Below are 1687 nucleotides of genomic sequence, written 5' to 3'. Positions count from 1 at the left end.
CGAGGTCCCGGCGCCTGCCCACGAACGTGGTCAGGGCTGCGGGCAGATTCCCCACCTCTGATATCTGGATGGTCATGTCCTGTATCGCCTTCAGCGGCCCGCACTCGCCCTGCAACATCGAGGAACCTGTCGGGGATGGCAGCACGCTTCGGCGCGGGCGGTCCGGCGCAGTCCTGCCGTGCCCCCTCCTCCTCGACCGGCACGAAACGTCACCAGTCACATCCTCGGTGCGCGGTACTCAGATGAGTGGAACGGGCACAGCCGCGCTTATGTCATTACAACACTACCCAGTGGACGTAGATGCTGCCGGGGTCGGGCTGTGGCTGAGGTCTCACGAGATGGATGCGATAGCAGACCCCTTGAGTGCCTAGTGCCGCATCAGGCAACGTTCGCCCTGTTCACGACCTCGCGTAGGCGTTCGTCGGCGGCGTGCTTGTTCCGCCAGATGATGTAGCGGCGGATCATGCTCCCTTGCTCCTTGTGGCTGGCATGGTCGGTGCCGTCGAGAGCGAAGTACCGCAGGGCAGTGAACTGAGCCTCGATCCGGTTGAGCCGGGAGGAGTTGGTCGGCGTGTAGGCGAACTCGACGTTGTTGGCCGCCGCCCACGTCCCGACCCGCTGGCAGCGCTTCGTCGTCAGGTGCGGTGAGTAGTTGTCGCAGACGATGGCAATGCGCACGTTCGCCGGGTGCAGCGAGCGCAGGTAACGGCAGAACTCCAGGAACTTCGACCTGTTCTTGGTCTTCTTGACGTGTCCGTAAAGCTGCTCCTTGGCCAGGTCGTAGGCGGCGAACAGGTGGCGGACTCCGTGCGGGCGGGTGTAGGTCGCCCGGCGGCGGGGCCGGGGATCGCGGTCGGGGTCCTTGTGTGCGCCGCCGCGTTCGGCCCAATGCCGGCCGGGGTGCGGCTGGAGATTGAGCGGTCCGAACTCATCCAGGCAGAAGATGACTTCGGGCTCTCCTTCCTCGGGTATGACCTCACCGTCGGCGATCGCGTAGAGGTGTTCGACGCGGGCCTTCTTGGCCGCGTAGTCGGGGTCGCGGGAGGTCTTCCAGGTCTTCACGCGTTGAAACGAGACGCCCTCCTCGCGGAGCAGGATGCGATGGCCCTCGTGGCTGATGTCGTCGACCACCCCCTCGGCGACCAGGAAGTCGGCCAGCTTGGCCAGACTCCAGGTCGAGAACGGCAGGCCGTGCTCGGCCGGCTTCGACTTGGCGATCTTCTTGATCTCCCGGCGTTCCGGGAGGGTGAAGGTCTTCGGCCGGCCGCCCTTGTACTTGGGGTAAAGCGAGTCGAAGCCGTCCGCGTTGAAGTTATGGAGCACGTCGCGGACCCGGTCGTCGCTGGTGAACGTCACCTCGGCGATCTTCGCAACCGGCATGCCCTGCGCGGATAACAGCACCATCTGAGCCCGCCGCCAGGTCACCACCGAGCCAGTGCCTCTGCGGATGATCCGCAGCAGGCGCCTGCCCTCGTCGTCGTCAATTTCCCGGACCCGCACACGTTCAGCCACGCGATCATTGTGGCCGTCTGGCGCTTCCCGGCGCAGCAACTGGACGACACCACGACAGGGCGAACGTTGCCTGATGCGGCACTAGTAGACTGTCGTGGCTAATTTTTGGGATAGAGGTGGCGCAGTTTGATGCGTGCGTCGTGGGTGGTGAACTGCCAGTTCACCTGACGTTGGC

1 protein-coding gene is annotated in these 1687 nt (G+C 64.7%); it reads right to left on the bottom strand.

Going from position 1 to position 1687, the window contains the following annotated elements:
• Nucleotides 1–378 precede the first annotated feature (378 nt).
• Entirely contained in the window at nucleotides 379–1512 is a 1134-nt protein-coding gene (locus ABZ453_RS51215) for an IS630 family transposase (protein WP_359026957.1), read from the bottom strand.
• Between the last annotated feature and the right edge of the window lie 175 nt (nucleotides 1513–1687).

The sequence above is a fragment of the Streptomyces sp. NPDC005799 genome (genome assembly GCF_040630525.1).
GTDB lineage: Bacteria > Actinomycetota > Actinomycetes > Streptomycetales > Streptomycetaceae > Streptomyces > Streptomyces griseorubiginosus_B.
The sequence above is the reverse complement of the archived record's forward strand: the minus strand, read 5'-3'. Positions and strand labels throughout refer to the sequence as shown.